At 69.6% G+C, this 21,314-nt stretch carries 20 protein-coding genes; 8 read left to right on the forward strand and 12 right to left on the reverse strand.

The features are described from left to right. Positions 1-242 precede the first annotated feature (242 nt). The 5 genes from FB560_RS14880 to FB560_RS14900 form a co-directional block, all read right to left on the reverse strand. Positions 243-671 carry a heat shock protein transcriptional repressor HspR gene (locus tag FB560_RS14880; RefSeq protein WP_141873315.1) on the reverse strand — a complete coding sequence of 143 codons (429 nt, stop codon included), beginning with the start codon at positions 669-671 and terminating at the stop codon, positions 243-245. A gap of 33 nt (positions 672-704) precedes the next feature. Further along, positions 705-1,688, reverse strand: coding sequence for a DnaJ C-terminal domain-containing protein (locus FB560_RS14885; protein WP_141873316.1), 984 nt, complete (start codon positions 1,686-1,688; stop codon positions 705-707). Positions 1,689-1,695: 7 nt separating this feature from the next. Then, positions 1,696-2,334: a nucleotide exchange factor GrpE gene (locus tag FB560_RS14890; protein WP_141873317.1), complete on the reverse strand. Its 639-nt coding sequence runs from the start codon at positions 2,332-2,334 to the stop codon at positions 1,696-1,698. A 2-nt stretch (positions 2,335-2,336) separates the two neighbouring features. After that, positions 2,337-4,202: a molecular chaperone DnaK gene (gene dnaK / locus FB560_RS14895; RefSeq protein WP_141873318.1), complete on the reverse strand. Its 1,866-nt coding sequence runs from the start codon at positions 4,200-4,202 to the stop codon at positions 2,337-2,339. Between the two features lie 134 nt (positions 4,203-4,336). Further along, positions 4,337-5,647, reverse strand: coding sequence for an HNH endonuclease signature motif containing protein (locus tag FB560_RS14900; RefSeq protein ID WP_141873319.1), 1,311 nt, complete (start codon positions 5,645-5,647; stop codon positions 4,337-4,339). Positions 5,648-5,759: 112 nt separating this feature from the next. On the opposite strand from FB560_RS14900, the gene FB560_RS14905 reads away from it, so the two are divergent. The 4 genes from FB560_RS14905 (at position 5,760) to FB560_RS14920 (ending at position 8,883) form a co-directional block, all read left to right on the forward strand. Further along, complete coding sequence (locus tag FB560_RS14905; RefSeq protein ID WP_141873320.1) at positions 5,760-6,320, forward strand: HAD-IA family hydrolase; 561 nt, start codon at positions 5,760-5,762, stop codon at positions 6,318-6,320. Between the two features lie 79 nt (positions 6,321-6,399). Next, positions 6,400-7,113 carry a sirohydrochlorin chelatase gene (locus FB560_RS14910; RefSeq protein ID WP_141873321.1) on the forward strand — a complete coding sequence of 238 codons (714 nt, stop codon included), beginning with the start codon at positions 6,400-6,402 and terminating at the stop codon, positions 7,111-7,113. Positions 7,114-7,221: 108 nt separating this feature from the next. Further along, on the forward strand, positions 7,222-8,151 hold the full coding sequence (locus tag FB560_RS14915) for an NAD(P)/FAD-dependent oxidoreductase (RefSeq protein WP_229673348.1): 930 nt from the start codon (positions 7,222-7,224) through the stop codon (positions 8,149-8,151). Between the two features lie 57 nt (positions 8,152-8,208). Next, positions 8,209-8,883: a hypothetical protein gene (locus FB560_RS14920; RefSeq protein ID WP_141873323.1), complete on the forward strand. Its 675-nt coding sequence runs from the start codon at positions 8,209-8,211 to the stop codon at positions 8,881-8,883. A gap of 24 nt (positions 8,884-8,907) precedes the next feature. On the opposite strand, the gene FB560_RS14925 is transcribed toward FB560_RS14920, so the two are convergent. Continuing rightward, positions 8,908-9,369, reverse strand: coding sequence for a DUF3817 domain-containing protein (locus FB560_RS14925; RefSeq protein ID WP_141873324.1), 462 nt, complete (start codon positions 9,367-9,369; stop codon positions 8,908-8,910). A 37-nt stretch (positions 9,370-9,406) separates the two neighbouring features. Between FB560_RS14925 and FB560_RS14930 the strand changes: the two genes are divergently transcribed. After that, positions 9,407-10,402 (forward strand): helix-turn-helix domain-containing protein, encoded by a 996-nt coding sequence (locus tag FB560_RS14930; protein ID WP_229673347.1) that lies wholly within the window; start codon positions 9,407-9,409, stop codon positions 10,400-10,402. Positions 10,403-10,510: 108 nt separating this feature from the next. Here the strand turns inward: FB560_RS14930 and FB560_RS14935 are convergent, their stop codons facing one another. From FB560_RS14935 to FB560_RS14955, 5 genes are all read right to left on the reverse strand, one after another. Continuing rightward, entirely contained in the window at positions 10,511-11,701 is a 1,191-nt protein-coding gene (locus FB560_RS14935; protein WP_141873325.1) for an MFS transporter, read from the reverse strand. 129 nt (positions 11,702-11,830) lie between these two features. Next, positions 11,831-12,781, reverse strand: a complete 951-nt coding sequence (gene speB / locus FB560_RS14940) for an agmatinase (RefSeq protein ID WP_141873326.1) — start codon at positions 12,779-12,781, stop codon at positions 11,831-11,833. Positions 12,782-12,814: 33 nt separating this feature from the next. After that, a complete protein-coding gene (locus FB560_RS14945; RefSeq protein WP_141873327.1) occupies positions 12,815-14,428 on the reverse strand; it encodes a thiamine pyrophosphate-binding protein in 1,614 nt (537 codons plus the stop codon). Continuing rightward, the gene (locus FB560_RS14950) at positions 14,421-16,088 is read right to left on the reverse strand and encodes an amidohydrolase (RefSeq protein WP_141873328.1); all 1,668 of its coding nucleotides are present in this window, start codon (positions 16,086-16,088) and stop codon (positions 14,421-14,423) included. The genes FB560_RS14945 and FB560_RS14950 overlap by 8 nt, the downstream gene beginning before the upstream one ends. Beyond that, positions 16,085-17,407, reverse strand: a complete 1,323-nt coding sequence (locus tag FB560_RS14955; RefSeq protein WP_141873329.1) for an MFS transporter — start codon at positions 17,405-17,407, stop codon at positions 16,085-16,087. The genes FB560_RS14950 and FB560_RS14955 overlap by 4 nt, the downstream gene beginning before the upstream one ends. A gap of 223 nt (positions 17,408-17,630) precedes the next feature. On the opposite strand from FB560_RS14955, the gene FB560_RS14960 reads away from it, so the two are divergent. The 3 genes from FB560_RS14960 (at position 17,631) to FB560_RS14970 (ending at position 20,649) form a co-directional block, all read left to right on the forward strand. Next, a complete protein-coding gene (locus FB560_RS14960) occupies positions 17,631-18,527 on the forward strand; it encodes an Lrp/AsnC family transcriptional regulator (protein ID WP_141873330.1) in 897 nt (298 codons plus the stop codon). A gap of 60 nt (positions 18,528-18,587) precedes the next feature. Further along, positions 18,588-19,079, forward strand: coding sequence for a DUF3253 domain-containing protein (locus FB560_RS14965; RefSeq protein ID WP_141873331.1), 492 nt, complete (start codon positions 18,588-18,590; stop codon positions 19,077-19,079). A gap of 163 nt (positions 19,080-19,242) precedes the next feature. Next, entirely contained in the window at positions 19,243-20,649 is a 1,407-nt protein-coding gene (locus FB560_RS14970) for an MFS transporter (protein WP_141873332.1), read from the forward strand. Positions 20,650-20,679: 30 nt separating this feature from the next. On the opposite strand, the gene FB560_RS20970 is transcribed toward FB560_RS14970, so the two are convergent. After that, entirely contained in the window at positions 20,680-21,234 is a 555-nt protein-coding gene (locus FB560_RS20970; RefSeq protein WP_229673345.1) for a MarR family winged helix-turn-helix transcriptional regulator, read from the reverse strand. Positions 21,235-21,314: the final 80 nt, after the last annotated feature.

Below are 21,314 nucleotides of genomic sequence, written 5' to 3' on the forward strand. Positions count from 1 at the left end.
GCGTCACCCCTTCGTGTACCGTTAACGATTGACAGTTAACTGCAATCGATTTCAGAAGTCAACTCCTCGCGCAGGGCGTCGGACGCACGCGTCACACAGGGTGGTGGACGCACGCGTCGCGCGGGGTGGCGGACGCACGATTCGGCTGGTCAGGCACAGAGCGACAACTGCTCAGGCACAGTGCGACAACGGGGCGCACCAGCACAGCGCTCCGTTGGAGCGCACGAGCGACAGAATCGGTCTCAGCGACCGTCGCGGGGGTTCCAGAGCACGACTTCGGTCGAGCGGCGCAGACGGCGCCCGCTCGGCATCGGCACGACGCCGGCGGAACCGGCGGCGAACACGCGCACACCGGGCCGGCTCTCGCGCTCAGCGCGCACGGCGGCTTCGAGTTCGGCGATGCGGCGTCGCAGCATCCGATTCTCGTCTTCGAGGTCGAGCAGCCGCGCAATCGCGGGAAGGCTCACACCCTCGGCGGAGAGCTGCGCGACCTGGCGCAGCTGGTCGATGTTACGGGTCGAGTAGCGCCGCGAGCCACCCGAGGTGCGGCCGGGCACGACCAGCCCGATGCGGTCGTACTGGCGCAGCGTCTGCGGATGCATGCCCGCGAGCTCGGCCGCGGCGGCGATCGCGAACACCGGGGTGTCGGCGTCCATACGGCGTTCAGCCATGGTCCTCCACCTCCTGCCCCGGTGTCGCGGTCATCATCGGCGGGCCTTCGCCATCAGCTCGGCCCGCGGGTTCTCGGTGGGCTCGAGCGCCTGGAACTTCTCCAGCGCTTCGCGCGCGGCGTCGTCGAGGTGCGAGGGCACCGCGACCTGGAGCTCGGCGAGCAGGTCGCCCGTGCCCTTGGAGGTCGCGACACCGCGCCCCTTGACGCGCAGCACGCGCCCGGAGGGAGTGCCCGGTGCGACCCGGAGCTTCACCGGGTCGCCGCCGAGCGTCGGCACCTCGATCGTCGCGCCGAGGGTGGCCTCCGTGAAGGTCACCGGCACCGTCACGCGGAGGTTCAACCCGTCACGGGTGAACACCGGATGCGGACGCACCGAGATCTGCACGACGATGTCGCCGCTGTCCCCGCCGTCCGGCGAGGGGCGACCGCGTCCGCGGAGACGGATCTTCTGCCCGTCGGCGACTCCGGCCGGGATCTTCACCTTGAACGGCTTGCCGTCCTCGCCCTGCAGGGAGATGGTCTCCCCCTGCACGGCGGTGACGAAGTCGAGCGTGGTGCGCGCCGTGACGTCGGCACCGCGCTGCGGACCGCCGTACCCGCGGAATCCACCGGACGTCTGCCCGAATCGGCCGGAACCGAAGGAGCCGCCCTGACCCTGGTTGAACATCGCGAAGATGTCCTCGAAGTCAGCGGTCTGGCCTCCGCGGCTCTGGCCGTAGCGGCTGAAGACGTCTTCGAACCCGCCGGCGCCCGAGCCGCCCGCCGTGAAGCGAGCGCCAGAGCCCATGGCGCGGATCTCGTCGTACTCCTTGCGCTGGTCGGCGTCGGAGAGCACCGAGTAGGCCTCGCTGATCTCCTTGAACGTCGCCTCGGCCTTGGCATCACCCTGATTGGAGTCGGGGTGGTACTTGCGCGCGAGCTTGCGATACGCCTTCTTCAGCTCGGCCTCGCTGACGTCCTTCGAGACCCCGAGGGTCTTGTAGAAGTCCTTGTCGAACCAATCCTGGCTAGCCATTGATCACCTACTCTGCAGGGACAGCGACGACGACCTTCGCAGGACGCAGCTCGACGTCTCCGAGGCGGTAGCCCACCTCGACGACCTCGAGGATCGTGGTCTTCTCGACGCCCGGCGTGGGTTGCTGGAAGATCGCCTCGTGGCGCTGGGGGTCGAATTCCTCGCCCTTCTCGCCGTACGAGACGACACCGAGACGCTCCACGACCGCGCGCACCTTCTCGGCGATCGCCGCGAAGGGGGTGCCCTCCACGAGGTCGCCGTGCTGAGCGGCACGGTCGAGATCGTCGAGCACCGGCACCAGCCCCTTGGCCGCCTCGCCCTTCGCGCGCTCGATCTCCAGCTGACGCTGGTCCTCGGTGCGGCGACGGTAGTTGGCGTACTCGGCCTGGAGGCGCTTGAGGTCGTTCAGCAGCGTCGACTCGAGGTCGGCGAGCACGGCGTCCTCCGCTGCGGCTTCACCGGTCTGCGTCGCGCCGAGGATGTCGTCGACCGTGAGGTCGTCGTCAGAGCCCTCGGCCGCGGCGGCCTCGGTGGAGTCGGGGTTCTGCGGCGCGGGGCCGGATGCCTGAGCATCCGACCCCTCACCGTGAACCCCGGCAGCGTCCTGATTCTTGTCAGGCACTTCGTCGAAGTTCTTGTCCGTCATGATTACTTCTTGTCTTCTTCGTCGTCGACGACCTCGGCGTCGATGACGTCCTCATCAGAGGAGGCGTCATCGGCAGCGGGTGCCTCGCCGTCAGCGGGAGCGCCGGCTGCGGCATCCGCCTGGGACTGCGCGTAGATCGCCTCGCCCAGCTTCGTCTGCGACTCGTTGAGCTTGTCGAACGCGGTCTTCACGGCGTCGTCGTCCTCGCCGGCGAGAGCCGTCTTGAGGGCGTCGACATCGGCCTGGACCGACTCCTTGACGTCGGAGGGGAGCTTGTCCTCGTTCTCCTTGATCAGCTTGTCGATCGAGTAGGCGAGGGTCTCTGCCTGGTTGCGGACCTCGGCGGCCTCACGGCGCTTCTTGTCCTCGGCGGCGTTCTCCTCGGCCTCGCGCACCATGCGCTCGATGTCGTCCTTGGACAGCGAGGAGCCGCCCGTGATCGTCATCGACTGCTCCTTGCCGGTGCCCTTGTCCTTGGCGGACACGTGCACGATGCCGTTCGCGTCGATGTCGAACGTGACCTCGACCTGCGGGATGCCCCGAGGAGCCGGCGCGATGCCGGTCAGCTCGAACGTGCCCAGCGGCTTGTTGTCACGCGTGAACTCGCGCTCGCCCTGGAAGACCTGGATCGCGACGGACGGCTGGTTGTCGTCTGCCGTGGTGAAGGTCTCGCTGCGCTTGGTCGGGATCGCGGTGTTGCGGTCGATGAGCTTGGTCATCATCCCGCCCTTGGTCTCGATGCCGAGGCTCAGCGGGGTGACGTCGATGAGCAGGACGTCCTTGCGCTCGCCCTTGAGGACACCGGCCTGGAGCGCGGCTCCGACGGCGACGACCTCATCCGGGTTGACGCCCTTGTTCGCGTCCTTGCCGGTCTCGCGCTTGACGAGCTCGGCGACCGCGGGCATACGGGTCGATCCACCCACGAGCACGATGTGGTCGATGTCGGCGACCTTGATGCCGGCTTCGCGGATGACATCCTCGAACGGCTTCTTGGTGCGGTCGAGCAGGTCCTTGGTCAGGTCCTCGAACTTCGCGCGGGTGATGGTCTCGCTGAGCGAGACGGGGCCGGAGTCGGTGAGCGACAGGTACGGCAGGTTGATGCTGGTGCTCGTGGAGCTCGAGAGCTCCTTCTTCGCCTGCTCCGCCGCTTCCTTCAGACGCTGCAGGGCGATCTTGTCACCCGAGACGTCGACGCCCGTGGTCTCCTTGAACTGCTTGATCAGGTAGTCGACCAGGCGCTGGTCCCAGTCGTCTCCACCGAGGCGGTTGTCACCGGCGGTCGAGCGCACCTGGATGGTCGAGAAGTCGTCGTCCTTGCCCACCTCGAGGAGGGAGACGTCGAACGTTCCGCCACCGAGGTCGAAGACGAGGATGAGCTCGTCCTCCTTGCCGCGGTCGAGGCCGTAGGCGAGTGCTGCAGCGGTGGGCTCGTTGATGATGCGGAGCACGTTGAGACCGGCGATCTCACCGGCTTCCTTCGTGGCCTGACGCTCGGCGTCGTTGAAGTACGCGGGGACGGTGATGACCGCGTCGGTCACGGTGTCACCCAGGTAGGACTCGGCGTCGCGCTTCAGCTTCATGAGGATGCGCGCGGAGATCTCCTGCGGCGTCCACTTCTTGCCGTCGATGTCGAAGCTCCAGTCCGTGCCCATGTGGCGCTTGACGGACGAGATCGTACGGTCGACGTTGGTGACGGCCTGGCGCTTCGCGGTCTCGCCGACGAGCACCTCGCCGTCCTTGGTGTATGCGACCACAGACGGGGTCGTGCGGAAGCCCTCGGCGTTGGCGATGACCTTCGGCTCGCCACCCTCGAGGACGCTGACGACGGAGTTCGTCGTTCCGAGGTCGATTCCCACAGCACGTGCCATGTGTTTTCTCCTTTGTTGAGGACGTTGATCGGTTCAGAAACCTGCGGCGATCAGGAAAACCTGAGTCGCGATGACTCAACTGTACCTCGGCGCACGAGAGGTGTCAAACAAAGTTGATATGAATTGGCTCAACTTTAGAACGGTGGCGCGATCGAGTCGCGGAACATCACGGTGTTCGGCGGCTGAGGTCGGTCGACATAGGTCCTCCCCACGGGACTGGTCCAGGAGAGCAGGCCGCCGTCGAGTCGTTCCACCCGCCACGGGGTGTGATGCTTCAGCATGTGATGCCGCCGGCACAGGTGCGCGAGGTTGTCTTCTCGCGTGGCTCCGCCGAGAGCAGCATCGTGCGTATGGTCGACGTCGCTCTCGCTCGGCGACCGTCCGCACCCGGGGAATCGACATCGCTGATCCCTGGCCCGGAGATGCCGACGCAGCTGCGCGCTCGGTCGAAAGCGATCCACCGCGAGCACAGACCCGTCGACCGGGTCGGTGAGCACCCGATCCCATCCGGATGCCGCACCCGCCAGCCTCCGCGCCGTCTCGATGTCGATCGGCCCACTGCCGTCGAGTTCGGCAGCGACGTCGCCACGCCCCGACAGCGTCAGCACGGGAATCGTCACCGAGACGTGGGCGGCGATGGCACCGAGCACCCCGGCCGACCCGTCGTGTCCGGCAGGAGCGCCGGTGAGCAACAGGTCGAGTGCGAGGTCGGCGCGGAGCTGATCCACGGTACGGCCGTCGCCTACTGCAGCGGGTGCATCGAGTTCAGCCGAGCGAGGCGCATCATGATCTGCGGCACACGCGGTCTGCACCATCTCGGCCATGCCGGTCAACCGGTCGAACACCCCGTGCACCAGGGCGGCCGGGCCCCGCAGACCCAGCTGCGCCATGCCGTCGGCCACATCTCTCACCCACACGCCGCGCTGCTCGCGCGCATCGCGATGACGCTCGTCGAGCGACCGCGGCTGGAAGCGCTCGGCGACGCGTCGCGCCATCCGCGCCACCCGATTCGGCGACTCGGCTTCGGCGAGCTCCAGAATCTGCACCGAGTAGGCGTCGCGATCCTCGGCCGCATCGAGGTGTTCCGCGGCGTCGACGATCACCCGCGCGTGCGCCGCACTGATGCGCCCGGCACCTTGCGCCGCCCAGACCAGCGGGAATCGAGTCACCAGCCAGTCCGCCTCCGCCATGCGCCGCTGGATCGTGCGGTCACTCATACGCAGAGCAGTCGCCATCTCGGCCGCCACGGACCGCGCCGCCATATCGGCTCCGTCCGGATGCTGCGCCTGATCGGCGACCTCGACCGCCCAGCGCGACCCCAAAGCGAGAATCCCGTCTCGAGCCGCCTGCAGGCTGCTGATCGTGCGCTCGACGGACTGCAGCAGGTCCACCAGCTCGTCGAGCGTGGCCATCTGCTCCCCCGTCACATCCATCAGCGCCGCCATACCTTCAGTAGACCAGGGGCCACCGACATTGGAACACCTGATCAGAGCGCAAATCCGAAATACCGGAATACTCGGGTACGGTCCGCTCGTCGCCCCGCGGAAGAATGGCTCCATGATCCGCGCTGTGCTGTTCGACCTCGAGGCTCGCCATGGCCTCGAGGTCGGCGCGATCGCCCGCGCCGCGTTCCGCTCGCCCGTGATCGAGGACGTGACCACAGGGCGCATCACCCGCGCGGAATGGCTTCGCCGCATCGGCGAGCACACTGGGGCGGCGGAGGCCGTCGACGAGTGGGGTCGCACGGCGTTCCGCGTCGATCGCGACCTGACGGCACTGGCCGATGAGCTGCGCGCGCACGGTCTGATCGCCGCGATCCTCACCAACGGCACCGACACGATCGCCGCCGAAATCGCGAGCTGCGGCCTCGATCACCACTTCTCCCCGATCTTCAACTCGGCGGAGATCGGCTTCGCCAAGCCCGACCCCCGAGCGTTCCGCTACGTCCTCGACACACTCGCGCTCCCCGCCGATCAGGTCTTCTTCACCGACGATTCACCGTCGAAACTGGTCGGCGCAGCAGGACTCGGGCTGCACACCCACCCTTTCACCGGCGTCGAGGCACTCCGTTCCGCCCTCCGGGACTGCGGAGTGGACGTGCGCGCCGCGGCCGCGTGACCGAGTTCTGAGGAGTTGTGAACCGATACCTCACACGCCCGAAACATCCCGGTCACAGACGCCCCCTACAGTCGCCTTCATGGTCCGCCCCACGCTGCTCGCCGTGTCGCACGGCACCGACGATGCCGACGGCGCCCGCGCGATCGCCGACCTCGTCGCCCAGGTCGCCGCACACCTGCCTGATGTGGAGGTGCGCAGCGCCTTCGTCGACGTGCAGCAGCCCGAAGCGCGCGACGCCCTCGCGGCGATCGAGGGACCGGTCGTGGTCGTCCCGCTCCTGCTGTCGTCGGGATTCCCCGTGTTGCACGACCTGCACGGCATGGTGGCCGACCGGATGGATGCGATCGTCGCCGACCCGCTCGGCCCCGACCCCCGTCTCGCGCAGGTGCTGGCGCAGCGCCTGTCCGGGGCTTCCGATCATCCGGTGATCCTGGCGATCGCAGGGTCGCACGGCCCCCGTTCGGTCACCGACGCCGAGGACATGGCCGCTCTGCTCCACACGCATCTGGGCCGCCCCGTGCACCTCGCCTACCTTGCCGCGCTCGAGCCGGACCTGCCGACCGCCCTGGCCGCGCACCCCGGCGCTGTCGTGTCGACCTATCTGCTCGCCCGGGGCGCCCTCTTCGACCTCGCCGTGCGGCATTCCTCCGGCCGCAGCCTGACCATGCCGCTCCTGAACGGCATCAGCGTGCCCGAGCCCCTCATCGCGCTCGTGATCGCACGCTACGAAGACGCCGCGGCCCGGCTCGCGAACGATGACGCGCCCGCCTGCACCGCCGAACTGGCAGGATAGGAGTAAGGCGAGCCTTACCCCGCATTCGGCCCGCCCGGCGGCGCCGCCACGATCGCCGCTCCCGCGCGCGCTCTCCTTCGTCGCCGCCCTTCCCGCAGGAGGATGCGCATGACGGATCAGACCCCGTACGACGTGCTGATCATCGGCGGAGGCCCCGCGGGCCTCTCCGCCGCGCTCAACCTCGGACGCTCTCTGATGCGCGTGCTGGTGGTCGACGCCGACCGGCCCCGCAATGCCGCGACCCTGCAGTCGCACGGCTTCCTGACGCGCGACGGCGTGCCGCCGCACGAGCTGCGCCGACTGGCCAGGGCGGAGCTCGCCGCCTACCCGAACATCGAGATCCTCTCGCGCAACAGGGTGTTCGCGCTCCGCACGACGGATGCCGGATTCACCGCCGACGTCGGGCGACGCGAACCCACCGCTTCCGTGACCGCCCGCGCTGTCCTGGTGGCCACCGGCCTGCGAGAGACTCTGCCCGATGTGCCGAACCTGCGCGGCTTCTACGGCATCAGTCTGTTCAGCTGCGCCGCGTGCGATGCCTGGGAGCTGCGCGACCGCCGTCTCGCGCTGATCGGAGAGTCCACCGATCTCGCTGATCGCGCGCGGCTCATCGCCCGGTGGACCGACAGTCTCACGGCGTTCACGCACGGGTCGGATGCCGTGACCTCCGCGCAGCAGAGCGAGCTCGAAGCCGCGGGGGTGGCGGTGCAGCGGCATCCGATCACCGAGCTCGTGGGCGAGCGCGGCAGACTCGAAGCCGTCCGGCTCTCGGACGGCACCGAGATCGCCCTCGACGGCGGGTTCGTGCGACCCGAGTGGCAGACGGAGCTGTCGTTCCTCGACGATATCTTCCCGGCGATCGATCGCGACGGCAACCTGGTCACCGACCGTTCCGGTCGCACCGATGTGCCCGGGCTTTACGCCGCAGGCGATGCCGCCATCCCCGGTCCGCAGCAGCTGATCGTCGCCGCGGGGGCGGGCGCCAGGGTCGCCGCCGTCATGGTGCATGACGCGGTGGGCGTCGCGACCGCGCATTGACCGGCAGGGCAGAAGTACCCATCGAGCAGGAGGAAGCCGAGGACTAGGCTGACCGGCATGACCCGCTCCCGCTCGGCCCGACCGCTGTTCCGCCTCGCTGCGACCGCGATCGTGGCCGTGTCGGTGATCCCGCTCAGCGGATGCCTGTACGCCCAGATCCCCGCGGATCCGCCGGCGGTCCAGGAGCCGACGCCGACCGCATCCGATGCGCCGGTCGACGAGCCCACCGGCGATCTCCCCGCCGAGCTGACCTTCGCCGCAGGGCAGGAGCTCCCGGCCACCGCCTACATCGAATGGGGCGACGGGTTCATGACCGCCGACGGGTGGGAGTCCGTGTCGCCCGACGACGGCAACGGCGGCTGGACCTACGGCACGACCGACGGCACATGCACGGCGCAGTTCTGGCAGGGTGTCACCCCCGACGTCCCCGTGGTCCCCGGCGATGACAGCGCGTCGTCCGACGCGATCCTCGGCGCGCTGCTGCAGTCGACGACCGAGGAGATCACCGGCTTGGCCACGACGGGCGAGTTCAGTTACCAGGTCGGCGGCGAGGGCGGGGTCGAGAACCGGCAGGTCACCGGTGAGGACGGAGACCGCACCTGGATCATCGCGACGCGCGCCTTCACCGCCACCGGGGTGGGGCTGTACGTCATCGTCGACTGCACCGGCGGAGATGCGAACGGCATCCTGGCCGAGGTCGTCGAACGCAACGCGGTCGTCGTCACGCCGTAGCGGACCGGATGCCGCGCGCGCGGGTCACTTGCCGCCGGGCGGACCCACGAGCAGCAGGATGACGTAGAGCGCGATGATGCCGCCGGCGAGCAGCACCGCGAGCACCCACGGACGACGCAGGAACCAGCGCATCAGCCGGTCGTACCAGCGACCGTCGCGCGGGTCGTCGGTGGCGTCGAGACGCCAGGCTCCGTCGAGCCGCCCCGTGCGGTGCAGCCAGATCTCGGTGGGGATCGTGGCGTAGGGGACGACGGCGCTGACCACGGCGAGGGCGGCGACTCCGACGTGCCACCGCTGGTTCACCGCGACCAGCACGGCGGTCGCGGCATACGCCAGGAACACGAACCCGTGGATGCCTCCACCGATCGTCACGACGACCCCCGGCGCCCCCACCGCCCTGGCGATGATCGCGGAGATCAGGATCGTCCAGGTGATCGCCTCCGCGATCGCGAGAACTCGGAACAGGCGGTCGGGTGAGCGGAACACGGGACTCCTCGGGTGGCGTCCTGCCAGCGTATCCGGGATGTCGATGCCGTTCCTGAGCGGGAGGATGCCGCTCCGAGCCGCGAAGAGGAATACGGAGCTCCGCGAAGACGTTGCCGAAGGCATGACGATCGTGGATGCGGACGCACTCTCGCAGGTGCTCAGCGCCGTCGACCTCCAGGTCGGCGTCGCGCGCCGCGTCGCCCTCCCTGCGGGCGGACTGCTGCCCCTGGCCGCCGGAGCGGTGACCCTCGTCTACGTCGCGGGCGGCAGCGTGCAGGGGCATCCGCCGCTCACCTCCGCGTGCAGCCTCAGCGTCGACCGCGCCTCCCAGAGCGTCGCGGTCACGGCGGGATCCGACCGCCTGCGGGCCGGTGACGCCTTCCTGACCCTCGGCGACACGGCCTTCCTCCTCCAGGCGGATGCCGAGGCGAGCGTCATGGTCGTCGATCTCGTGCTCTCGGACATGACCTCCCGGCTCAGCGCCGTGCTGCCCGACGTGATCACCGTGACAGGGTTCGACGCGCTCGAACCGGCCGCCGCCGCACTGGCCGAGAACATGGGCCTCGTCGACCCGGCCGCCTGCCCCGTGCGCCAGGGCGACCCGCTGATCTGCCGGATGATGGCCACGACCGTGCTGCTCTCCGTGATCCGCGCCTGGGCCGCGAACGGCTGCGCGCCCGCCGGGTGGCCGTCGATGTCGAACGACCCCTTCCTCGACCGGGTGGTCGATGCGATCCATGAGGAACCGGGACGGGAGTGGACCGTCGAGCGGCTCGCGAGCGTCGGCGCCATGTCGCGCTCCGCGTTCTCCGAGCGGTTCCGCACGGCCCTCGGCCGCTCCCCCGCCGACTACGTCACCGAGGTGCGCGTCGATGCGGCCAAGCGGATGCTCGAGGAAGGCCGTTCGGTCTCGGAGACCTCCCGCGAGCTGGGCTACGCCTCGGACGAGGGCTTCAGCCGCGCCTTCCGACGCCGCACGGGCATGACCCCGTCGTCATGGCGCCAGGCGCAGCGCGCCCCCGTCTCCGCGTAGCCTTCGCCCCCTCCCGCGCGAAAACGGAGACGATCCGTGTCGGCATCCGCGTGTCGTGTGTCGACACGCTGTATCCGACGCGCATGCTCTCCGTTTTCACCTATGGGCTCAGGCCCGCACGCGGTTCGAGGCGCCGAAGAACGCCGCCCCCGCGATCAACGACACCGCGCCGATCACGTAGACGAGCTCGACGCTGAGGGTGTCGACGAGCAGACCGCCCACGCCCGCGGCGATCATGATCGCGGCCTGGAAGCCCACCACGACCAGGCTGCCGCCGGCTTCGAGGCGGTCCGGCATCCGATGCCCGACCCACGTGTTGGCCACGATCAGCCACGACGAGAAGAAGAAGCCCCACACGAGCACCACGATCGCGACGCCGACCACGGTCCCGGACAGCAGGATCATCGAGATCACGGCGGCCGCGATCACGAGCGGCGCGAAGACCGCGAAGAAAGCGAAGGAGCGGTCGATGACCAGGCCGATCGTGATGTTGCCTGCCAGCCCGCCGAGCCCGAACAGGGCGAGCAGCACGACGATCGTCGACGCGTCGACATCCGGGATGCGCTCGAGTGCGAGTCGCACATAGGTGTAGGCGGAGAAGTGTCCGAGCACCACGAGGATGTGGCCGATCATGCCGAGCCCGATGCCCGGGCGACGCAGCGTGTCGACCAGCAGCCGGAGGCTCGAGGCCTGCGCGGCGGGAACAGAGGGCAGCGACAGCCGCAGCGCGACGGCGAGCAGCACCATCAGCACGCCCGCGATCGCGAAGACCATCCGCCAGTCGACGAGCTCGCTCAGCATCACGCCCAGCGGCACGCCGGCCACGGTCGCGAGCGAGACGCCGGCCGAGGTGAACATGACGCCTCTGCCCAGGCGCTCCGGGCCGGTGAGTCGGGCAGCGACCGTGATCGACATCGCCCAGAAGGCGCTGATCGCGGCCCCCAGCAGGAAGCGTGCGAGCAGGATGATGATGAGGTTCGGCGAGATCGCGACGATCAGGTTCGACACGGCGGCGGCGAGCGCCATCCACACCAGCAGGGAGCGGCGGTCGAGCCGCGGGAACATCAGCCCGACGGTGGGAGCCACGATCAGCCCGACCAGAGCCGTCACGGTGACCGTCTGCCCCGCCTGGCCGGGAGTGACACCGAGCTCGTCGGCCATCTCGGTGAGCACGCCGTTGGGCAGGAACTCGGCCGTGACGAGCAGGAAGCCCATGAGCATGAGCACGATGAGGGCGCCGTAGCGGATGCGCTCCGCACGCGGGGGAAGGGCCGTCGGAATGGGCGCGGTTGTTGTCATGTTCCCAGCCTCGCGGCATCCGCACCCCGCCGCCCGACCAGGCGTCCGCGGCATCCGACCATTCGTCCGGCGTGATCTCGGGCCCTCAGGGAGCTGACCGCACCGCTGGACCCGCCACGATGGCGCGGGTCAGGCCTCCCCGATGCGGGCGGCCAGCAGCGTCACCAGCTCGTACACCACGTGGCTCGCGGCGATGCCGGTCATCTGCGCGTGGTCGTAGGCGGGCGACACCTCGACCACGTCGGCGCCCACGATGTCCTGTGCGCGCAGGGCCCGCAGGATGCGCAGCAGTTCACGGCTGGTGAGCCCTCCGGCCTCGGGAGTTCCCGTGCCCGGCGCATGCGCGGGGTCGAGCACGTCGATGTCGATCGACACGTACAGCGGCTTGTCGCCGATGCGCTGCAGGATCCGCGCGATCGCGGCCTCGACGCCGTGCTCCTCGATGTACTCGCTCGAGACGATCGAGAAGCCGAGGCGCTCATCATCCTCGAGGTCCTGCTTCGAGTACAGCGGCCCTCGCGTGCCGACGTGGCAGCTGGCGGTGAGGTCGATCAGCCCCTCCTCGCTGGCGCGACGGAACGGCGTGCCGTGCGTGATGGGGGCGCCGAAGTAGGTGTCCCAGGTGTCGAGGTGCGCGTCGAAGTGCAGCACCGCGACCGGACCGTGCTTCGCGGCGACGGCCCGCAGCAGCGGAAGCGCGACCGTGTGGTCTCCGCCGATCGTGACGATGCGCGAGACCTGCTCGCCGAGGGCGAGCGCCGCGCGCTCCACCTCGTTCACCGCCGCGGTCAGGTCGAACGGGTTCACCGGGATGTCTCCGGCATCCACCACCTGCGCGAGCTCGAACGGCGAGACATCCTGCGCGGGGTTGTACGGGCGCAGCAGGCGCGAGGACTCGCGCACGTGCGACGGTCCGAACCGGGTGCCCGGCCGGTAGCTCACCCCGGAGTCGAAGGGGATGCCGACGACGGCGATGTCGGCGCGCGGCACGTCTTCGATGCGCGGCAGCCGCGCGAAGGTCGCGATCCCGGAATAGCGGGGGTTCGCGGAGGCGTCGATCGGGCCCACGTTCTCAGTCATCATCAGTCCTGTTCTGCTGTCGGGGCGGGAAGGTCAGAGGGCTGCCTGGGGGATGTGCACGAGCTGCACGCCTCCCTCGGCGATCGCGGCACGGATGCTCGACGCGATGTCGTCGCGTCGGTCCACCCGACGGCCGACGCCGCCGAAGGCCTGCGCCAGCGCGGCCCAGTCGGGCTGCACGAGGTCGACACCGATCGGCGCCATGCCGCGGTCGACCTCGTTCTGCCGGATCTCGGCGTAGCCGCCGTTGTCGACGCACACGATCGTGACGTCGAGACGCTGCTCGATCGCTGTCACGAGCTCGTTCACGCAGAACATCAGGGCGCCGTCGCCGATCACCGTCACGACCGGGCGCTCGGTCTGCGCCACGCGCGCGCCGATCGCGGCCGGCAGCCCGTAGCCGAGTGTGGCGTAGGTGGGCGTGTAGAGCAGGGAGTGCGGATGCTGCGGGCGAAGCACGCTGCCCAGCGCCATGTACACGATCTGCGAGGAGTCACCCGCGACGATCGCGTCATCCGGCAGACCGGCCGCGATGATCTCGGCGAGGGCGACGGTGTCGGGCGCGGTCTCGCGCATCTCGGCGACGATCGCGCTGCGGACGGCATCGAGCGCGGGCACACGGGCGGCGCCCTGCGGAAGCGCCGCGAGCAGAGCCCCCGCGGTGGCCGCGGCATCCCCGACGATCCCGACGGTGGCCGAGAGGTTCTTGTCGATCTGCGCCGGAGAGACGTCGATGCGCACGACGGCGCCGCGCGCCTCGAGCCGGGGAGTCCACAGCTCGGCCTCCCCCAGCTTCGACCCGATCACGAGCAGCACATCGGCCGCCTCGGCGACCTCGCGTGCGGCGGCCAGACGCAGATTCGAACCGAGCGCGAGCGGATGCTGCTCGTCGACGACGCCCTTGCCGTTGAGCGTCGTGAGCACGGGGGCGCCGAGCTGCTCGGCGAGGGCGGTGACCTCGGCGGCGGCAGCGGTCGCGCCACCACCGACGACGATCACCGGGGTGACGGCGGCGGACAGCAGCCGTGCGGCCTCGGCGACCGCACCGGCATCGCCGGATGCACGGGGCGGCCGAGCACGCGCGCGACGATCCTCGGCAGGCACGTCGGCCGCCGCCTCCAGCACATCGAGCGGGATCTCGATGTGCACGGGGCGCGGGCGTCCGGTGCGGAACAGCGCGAAGGCATCGTGCACGGCGTCGACGGCCTCCGCTGCGGAGCGCACGCGGCGCGACCACTCCGCGATCGCGCCGACCATGGCCGTGGCATCCTTCGTCTCGTGCAGCGTGCCGACGTCGGCGAACTCCGCACCGAGCGGCACGCCGGGCGACAGCACGAGCAGCGGACGCGACTCGCAGAAGGCCGTGCCGATCGCGCTCATCGCGTTCTGCAGTCCGGGCCCGGAGGTCGTGATGACCACACCCGGCAGCCCGGTCTGCTGCGCCCACCCGTCGGCGCCGTAGCCGGAACCCTGCTCGTGCCGATTCGTCACGGCGCGGATGCCGAGATCGGCGAGCGGTCGGTAGAGCTCGAGATTGTGCGTGCCGGGGATGCCGAAGACCGCTGTCACGCCATAGGCGCGGATCGTCTCCAGCACCGCCCGACCGGCGGTGTCCGCGTACTGCTCGGCGGTGTCGATGTCAGACATGGTGGCGGCGCTCCCCGTCGACCCAGGTCTCGCGCACGGTGATCGCGGCGATGTCCTCGCCGGCCACCGCGAGCGGATCGTCCGAGAGCACCGCGAAGTCGGCGTACTTCCCGACCTCGAGTGAGCCGAGGTCGTCTTCGCGTCCGATCGAGATCGCTCCCTCGATCGTGTGCGCGCGCAGGGCGGCGAGTGCCGAGACCCGCAGATCATCGGGGCCGAGCTTGTGCCCTCGGCGCGTGACGCGGGTGACCGCGGTCTGGATGGCCTCGAGCGGAACGGGCTCGGCCACAGGAGCATCCGAGGAGATCGTGAACGGCACACCGGCCCGCTCGAACTCCCCGAGCGGGTTGAAGCGCTCTCCGGGAGTGCCGATCGCCTCCTCCACGCCCTCGCCCCAGTTGAAGTAATGCTGGGTCTGGTTGACAGGACGGATGCCGGAGACGGCCATCCGCTCGATCTGCGCGGGAGTGGGCAGACCGCAGTGCTCGATGCGGTGGCGGGCATCCGCGTCCGGACGCTCGGCGAGCGCGGCCTCGATCGCCGACACGACCATCTCGATCGCCGTGGGCGACTGCGCGTGCGTCGCGGTCTGCAGGCCTGCCGCGTGCGCCTTGCGGATCAGCTCCGCGTACTCGGCGGGCTCGTGGTAGAGCTGCCCGGTGCGACAGGGATCGCCGACGTAGCCGTCGGGGAAGTAGGCCGTCCAGCCGCCGAGCGTGCCGTCGGCGTAGAGCTTGATGCCCGCGAAGCTCAGGTGCGCGTTGCCGAACTGGCCCACCAGCCCCATCTCCAGCGCCTCGTCGAGCAGGTGCGACAGCAGGTACATCGAGACCCGCAGTTCGAGGCGACCGGCCTCCGCGAGGCGCAGGTACATGTCGAACTCGCGACGAGTGACCTGGGCATCGCCGATCGAGGTCACCCCGCCGGCGAGGAAGCGCCGGGTCGCGGCGTCCAGCTGACGCAGGTGCTCCTCCGGCTCGTCCGCGAGGTGGAAGTTCGGACCGTGGTGGCCGATCTTCACGCCGTGCACGCCCGTGAGCATGTTGCAGGCGGCATCAGAGATCTCGCCCGTCAGCTCGCCGTCCGCATCGCGGAAGTACTCGCCGCCGTCGGGGTTCGGGGTCTCGCGATCGACGCCGTTCCGCGTCAGCGTGTACGAGTTCACGACACCGCCGTGGCCGGAGGCGTTCATCAGGTAGACCTCGCGGTCGGAGGCGACCTCGTCGAGTTCGAACCGGGTGGGATGCCGCTTCTCGGCGAGGTTGCGCTGCTCGTATCCGTAGCCGCGCACCGGCCGCCCCTCGGGAAGACCGGCCGCCGCCGCGCGCAGCAGCTCCACGATCTCCGGGATGCTGCCCGCCTTCTCCGGACCGCAGTCGACCCAGGTCATCAGCTGCCCGTACATCAGAGGGTGGGCGTGGGCGTCGATGAAGCCGGGGACGATGACGGCATCGCCGAGGTCGATCCGCTCCGCGGCGAGACCGGCGCGCTCGGCAGCCCGCTCGCACTCGGCGACGGTGCCGATCGCCACGATCCGTCCGCGATCGGTCAGCAGCGCGGTCGCGGTCGAAGACGCGGCATCCGCGGTGTGGATCGCCCTGGCGGTCAGGAGCCGCGGCTCCGTCTGGGAGGAGCGGTCGAAGGGGGTGAGCTTTCTCATGGCAGCCTGTTCGCGGTCGTGTCGGTGCGGGCCGTGAAGGACCCGGTGACGGGAGCCTCATCCGAATGCTGCGGTGCGAGCTTCGTGCAGATGCCGGCGATGATCGCCATGCCGGCGAACATCGCGAGGACCGACCAGATGCTGCCGGTCCAGGCGATGAGCTGCGTCGCGAACCACGGCGAGAAACCGGCCCAGATCGCCGCTCCGACACCGTAGGACAGCGCGATCGAGGTGTAGCGCGACTGCGGCCGGAACATCTGCGCGAGCAGAGCCGCGATCGGGGCGTAGGTCGCACTCATCGCGATGCGCACCAGGGAGGCGAACAGGAAGATGAGCGGCTCGACGCGGCCCGGCATCACGAGCATGAACGGCACGAACGTGAGCACCGAGGTGATCAGACCGATGTACATCACGTTCTTGCGCCCCCACTTGTCGCCCAGCCAGGCGATGGGGAGGGTCACGACGAACTCCACGAACGAGGCGATCGTCATGGCGTCGAGGATGACCTGCTCGCTGATCGCGATCGTGTCGCCGGTCGCGTAGGCCGTGGCGAACGTGGTCGCGAGGTAGTAGCCGCCGGTCGAGATCGGCAGGATGCCGATGCCGAGCAGGATCGGACGCCAGTTGGTGCGCAGCGCATAGGCGAGCGGCATGGACTGCTTGCGGCCCTCGACCTTCGCCTCGAAGACCGGCGTCTCCTCGACGCGGTAGCGGACCCAGAACCCGACGCCGACCAGCACGATCGACAGCAGGAACGGGATGCGCCATCCGCCGTTCATGATGAAGTCGTCGCCGACGCGCGACATGATCGCGAAGATGCCGGAGGCGAGCAGCGCACCGGCCGGGTTGCCGAGCTGCGTGAAGCCGCCGTAGAAGGTCTTGGACTTCTCGGGGGCGTGCTCGACGCTCATCAGCACCGCACCACCCCACTCGCCGCCGACCGCGAGACCCTGCACGGCGCGCAGGAGGATCAGGAGGATCGGCGCCAGGATGCCGATGTTCTCGTAGGTGGGGAGGCAACCGACCAGCACGGTCGCCGCGCCCATCAGCAGCAGGGTGATGACGAGCGAGGTGCGCCGGCCGAGCTTGTCGCCGATGTGACCGAAGATGATGCCGCCGAGGGGGCGGACGAGGAACGCGACGGCGAAGGTCGCGAACGCGGCAGCCGTCTCGGCGAGACGGTCACCGCTGGGGAAGAACAGCGGTCCGAACACGAGGGCGGCGGCCGTCGCGTAGACGTAGAAGTCGTACCACTCGATGGTGGTGCCGACGAAGGCGGCGAAGCCTGCGCGTCGCGCCTTGGTGTGGGTGGAAGTCATGTGAGACCCGCTCCTTTGCGGAAGATGTCGGATAGCGATGGATGCTACGGCCGCACAGCGGGGTCAGGCAAGGGCAGAACTCCAGTGAGAATGCTCATTCACTGGAGTTCTGCACACACCTACGCGCAATGCTCACCTTCCCCTCAGCGCTCGCGACTCCTAGGCTGAAGATGTGTCCCCGCAAGCGTGCGTTCCGGGGAAACTGACGAAACGGACGGAAGCCATGGATTTCGACGCCGAACTGATCCGCGCTCTTCAGGAGGACGGACGCGCCAGCATCCGCTCCCTCGCGCTGCACCTCGGCCAGTCGCGCGCCGCCGTGGCCGCCCGACTGCGCACCATGCTCGACGATCGCACCGTACGCGTGGTCGCCGCCGTCGATCCGGTGTTCCTCGGTCAGCACGTGCTCGCGCACGTGTCGATCCGCACCGACGGCACGGTCGAGGCCGTCGCTGAGCATCTGCGCGACATGCACGAGACCGTGCTGGTGTCGGCGGTCGGGGGTTCGCACGACCTGGTCACCGAGGTGCGGCTCGGGTCGATGGAGGAGCTGCACGATCTGCTCGCCCAGATCCGGGCGATCACCGGCGTGCTCGACATCAACACCATCATCTACTCCACCGTCGTGAAGGGCTTCTTCGTCTCGGAGTACCACGGCGACGTGACGCTCGACGGCATCGACGAGGCCCTGATCGAGCAGCTGCAGACCGACGGCCGCACCAGCTTCCGCGCCCTGGGCGAGGCCGTGCGCCTCTCCCCCTCGGCGGTCGCCACCCGTGTACAGCGGCTGATCGACGGCGGCGTCATCAAGATCAGCGCGGTCGAAGCGCGCGGCCTCGCGCACCGGCAGCTGTCGATGGGCGTCGGGCTGAACCTCGACCACGATGACGAGAGCGTGATCGAGGCGCTGCGCACGGGCAGGGGTGTCGACTTCGCCGCCCGCACACTCGGCCGCTTCGATGCGGTCGCGACACTCGTCGAGCCCTCGGCCGGCGCCCTGTACGCAAGCCTCGAGCGGCTGCGGGCGCTGCCCGGCGTGACCCGCATCGAGGCCTGGCTGCACCTCGCCGTGCTGAAAGAGGACTACGCCCGCACGCTCCGCCCGCTGCGCACGGAGTGAGTGCGGGCGGGCGGCGTCAACCCCCTGCGGGTGGGCCTCCCGCGCAGCCATACTGTCCGGATGACAGAGGCAGCCGAGCCGGAGCGGACCGACGACGGCCACCACATCATCGTCGGAGGGCGCCGCTGGCGAGCGACCGACCCCGCCATCCCTGAATCTTTCCGGCAGGAGCTCGTCGACGAGCTGATGTCCGCACGGCGTGCCGTCAGGTCCGCGGAGCCTGACGCGAGACGGCGCGTGCACGACGCCAAGACCGCACTCGGCGAGCGCGGAGCACCCTGGTGGGAGGAGGCGTCCGATTCGGATGCGGATGACCGGATCGCGGCCACGATCCGCGCACTCGCCCGCAAGCGCACCGAGTCTTCGCTCTGCCCGAGCGACGTCGCCCGGACGGTCGGCGGCGAATCTTGGCGGTCGGCGATGGATGACGTCCGACGCGTCGCGGAGCGCCTGTCCGACAGCGGCGAGATCGTCGTGACGCAGAAGGGCGAGGAGGTGCGGATCGCCGAGGCCCGCGGCCCCGTGCGCATCAAGAGGGGCCCCGCGCTCTGAGAATCAGGCGAGCGCGGCGTCAAGCAGAGCCGACAGCGGGCGCGACATCCGCTCGGGCCATGCGTCCGACCCTACGCATCCGCCGGCGTCGCGTCGATGGCACCGGCACGCGAGCGCGGCGCGCCGTCACCGCGCGTTCACCCGGCACCGCCAGACTGCGAGCATGAGCGAACCCGATTCTCGCCCCGCCGTTCCGGAACCCCCGGCGATCGCGAACAGCGGCGCCGTCGGCGTGATCGGTCTCGACCTGCGCGGCGAGACTCCCGCGCCGAAGAAGCAGGTCTACTCGTGGGCACTGTGGGACTGGGCGACGCAGCCCTTCAACACCGTCATCCTCACCTTCGTCTTCACGGCGCTGTACCTGGTGGGCACCGGGTTCCTCCCGCCGGAGATCGCCTCCCTCGGAGAGGACGACCCGATCCGGCTCGCCGCCGAGGCCGACCTGGCGTCGGGGCTCGGACTCGGATCGACCATCGCCGCCTTCGGCATCCTGCTGCTCGCCCCGGTACTCGGACAACGAGCGGATGCCGCGGGACGCCAGAAGCTCTGGCTCGGCATCGGCACCGGCGCGCTGGTGCTGTGCATGCTCGGCCTCTGGTTCGTGGAGCCGACCCCGAGCCTGTTCTGGCTGGGCGTCGCCCTGATCTCGGCGGCCACGGTGTTCCAGGAGATCGCCGCGGTCAACTCCAACGCCATGCTGATCGGCATCGCCAACCCCAAGAACGTCGGCCGCATCTCGGGCCTCGGATGGGGCTTCGGCTACCTCGGCGGCATCATCGCGCTCGTGATCGTGGTGGTGCTCGACACCTTCGACTGGTTCGGGATGTCGACCGACAACGGGCTCGCGTACCGCCTCATCGCCGTCGGCTGCGCGGTCTGGGCCATCATCTTCAGCATCCCGATCTTCCTGAACGTGCCGGAGCCGTCCCTCGGCCGCCCCGAGCGCAAGGTCGGATTCTTCCGCTCGTACGTGCTGCTCGTCACCGACATCCGAGGTCTCTACCGCGACCCCGAGACCCGCCCCACCTTCTGGTACCTGCTCTCGAGCGCCGTCTTCCGCGACGGACTCGGCGGCGTCTTCGCGTTCGGTGCGATCATCGGCACGGCCGTCTTCAAGTTCGACACGCAGGACATCATCATCTTCGGCATCGCCGCGAACCTGATCGCCGGCGTCTCGACCATCCTCGCCGGTCGTCTCGACGACCGCGTCGGTCCGAAGCGCATCATCCTGGCCTCGATCGGATCGATGATCGTCGCCGGCCTCGCGGTGTTCCTGCTGCGCGACGGCGGTTCGCTCGTGTTCTGGGTCGGCGGTCTCATCCTGTGCGCCTTCGTGGGTCCGGCGCAGGCCGCGGCACGCTCGTTCCTCGCCCGGGTCACCCCGGCCGGACGTGAGGGCGAGATCTTCGGCCTCTACGCCACCACCGGACGCGCGGCGAGCTGGATGGCCTCGGGCGCGTGGACGCTGCTGATCGTTCTGACCAGCCAGACCGCGTACGGCATCCTCGGCATCATGGTCGTGCTGATCGCCGGATTCCTGCTGCTGCTCCCGGTCAAGGCACCGCGCTGAGTCGGAGCGCGGGCCGCGGAAGACGGAGAGTCAGCGCTGCCAGTTGTCGGCGAGCTTGTTGAGCAGGCGCGCGAGCTCGGCACTCTCCTCGGGCGTGAAGGCCGCCAGCGCACGTCCGAGCATCTCGCGGCGCTCCCCCCGCATCCCCCTGGCGACCTTGCGGCCCTCGTCGGTCAGCGCGATGCGCGTGCGCCGGGCGTCATCGGGGTCGGCCTCGCGACGCACGTAGCCGCGATCGACGCCCTGCTGCACGAGTCGTGATGCGCGGGGCTGGTCCACACCGATCGCCTCGCCCAGTGCGCTCACGCTGAGCGGAGCGGATGCGGCGGCCAGGGCTTCGAGCATCCGCATGCGCGCGGGGCCGCCGAGGCGTCCGGAGGGGTCGGTCATCCACGGCGGAGTGCCCGGGTGGCCGTGCCCGAACGGGTCGCCGTGTCCGTGCTCATGTCCGTGCGGACCCCCGTGCCAGCCGTGCGGGCCGCCGTGACCGCGACCGCCGGGTCCTCGTTCGCCGGGGCGTCGGCCACGCAGACGGGACAGCGCCTGGGCGATGGCTTCGGACGGGTCGATCTCTTCGGAGGTCACACGCTGATTTTACATGCGACTTGACATGCATTCAGATCGCATGTCACACTACATGTACATGCACTGTGACATACACATGC

This window comes from Microbacterium saperdae (genome assembly GCF_006716345.1).
Lineage (GTDB): Bacteria > Actinomycetota > Actinomycetes > Actinomycetales > Microbacteriaceae > Microbacterium > Microbacterium saperdae.

Coding starts and splice junctions, on each gene's coding strand:
- FB560_RS14905 (WP_141873320.1), top strand. CDS start 5,760: ATGATCCGCGCTGTGCTGTTCGACCTCGAGGCTCGCCATGGCCTCGAG.
- FB560_RS14880 (WP_141873315.1), bottom strand. CDS start 671: ATGGCTGAACGCCGTATGGACGCCGACACCCCGGTGTTCGCGATCGCC.
- FB560_RS14910 (WP_141873321.1), top strand. CDS start 6,400: ATGGTCCGCCCCACGCTGCTCGCCGTGTCGCACGGCACCGACGATGCC.
- FB560_RS14900 (WP_141873319.1), bottom strand. CDS start 5,647: ATGGCGGCGCTGATGGATGTGACGGGGGAGCAGATGGCCACGCTCGAC.
- FB560_RS14960 (WP_141873330.1), top strand. CDS start 17,631: ATGGATTTCGACGCCGAACTGATCCGCGCTCTTCAGGAGGACGGACGC.
- FB560_RS14935 (WP_141873325.1), bottom strand. CDS start 11,701: ATGACAACAACCGCGCCCATTCCGACGGCCCTTCCCCCGCGTGCGGAG.
- FB560_RS14965 (WP_141873331.1), top strand. CDS start 18,588: ATGACAGAGGCAGCCGAGCCGGAGCGGACCGACGACGGCCACCACATC.
- FB560_RS14890 (WP_141873317.1), bottom strand. CDS start 2,334: ATGACGGACAAGAACTTCGACGAAGTGCCTGACAAGAATCAGGACGCT.
- FB560_RS14930 (WP_229673347.1), top strand. CDS start 9,407: ATGTCGATGCCGTTCCTGAGCGGGAGGATGCCGCTCCGAGCCGCGAAG.
- FB560_RS14950 (WP_141873328.1), bottom strand. CDS start 16,088: ATGAGAAAGCTCACCCCCTTCGACCGCTCCTCCCAGACGGAGCCGCGG.
- FB560_RS14970 (WP_141873332.1), top strand. CDS start 19,243: ATGAGCGAACCCGATTCTCGCCCCGCCGTTCCGGAACCCCCGGCGATC.
- dnaK (WP_141873318.1), bottom strand. CDS start 4,202: ATGGCACGTGCTGTGGGAATCGACCTCGGAACGACGAACTCCGTCGTC.
- speB (WP_141873326.1), bottom strand. CDS start 12,781: ATGACTGAGAACGTGGGCCCGATCGACGCCTCCGCGAACCCCCGCTAT.
- FB560_RS14885 (WP_141873316.1), bottom strand. CDS start 1,688: ATGGCTAGCCAGGATTGGTTCGACAAGGACTTCTACAAGACCCTCGGG.
- FB560_RS14920 (WP_141873323.1), top strand. CDS start 8,209: ATGACCCGCTCCCGCTCGGCCCGACCGCTGTTCCGCCTCGCTGCGACC.
- FB560_RS14915 (WP_229673348.1), top strand. CDS start 7,222: ATGACGGATCAGACCCCGTACGACGTGCTGATCATCGGCGGAGGCCCC.
- FB560_RS14945 (WP_141873327.1), bottom strand. CDS start 14,428: ATGTCTGACATCGACACCGCCGAGCAGTACGCGGACACCGCCGGTCGG.
- FB560_RS14955 (WP_141873329.1), bottom strand. CDS start 17,407: ATGACTTCCACCCACACCAAGGCGCGACGCGCAGGCTTCGCCGCCTTC.